Source organism: Streptomyces doebereineriae (genome assembly GCF_031845645.1).
Lineage (GTDB): Bacteria > Actinomycetota > Actinomycetes > Streptomycetales > Streptomycetaceae > Streptomyces > Streptomyces canus.
In genome coordinates, this window is record NZ_JAVREZ010000464.1 from 1 (window position 1) to 417 (window position 417).

The following is a 417-nucleotide window of genomic DNA, read 5'->3' on the forward strand; positions in this document are numbered from 1 at the left end:
CGTCGCCGGCCGTTCTGCGCGCGAACTCGATGCCATAGCCGTCCTGGCCAATGCCTGCCAATCTCGGCGCACCACTGCGCGGCGGCTGCTGAAAGCCCTCGATTCGCGTGGTCGGCTGCGGCGTCGTCGCTGGTTGCGGGCGGCGCTGGTCGACATCGCCGAGGGCACCTGCTCGGTTCTTGAGCACGGCTATCTTGTCCGCGTCGAGCGTCGTCACGGTCTGCCGCGAGCGACTCGCCAGAAGCGGTCCGCCTCATCGCTCGGCGTCTGCTATCGCGACGCCGAGTACGGAGAACGGCTCGTCGTCGAGCTCGACGGCAGGGTGTTTCATGATTCGGCGACCGGGCGAGACGCGGATTTCGAACGGGACCTGGATGCCGCGGTCGACGGCCGTTCGACCGTCAGGCTGTCCTATGG

Annotated in this window: 1 protein-coding gene; it reads left to right on the forward strand. The window is 67.9% G+C overall.

The window, feature by feature from the left end; translation table 11 throughout:
- Nucleotides 1–417, forward strand: a 417-nt coding sequence (locus RNB18_RS52790) for a hypothetical protein (RefSeq protein WP_311721151.1), incomplete at both ends; no start/stop codon positions are given.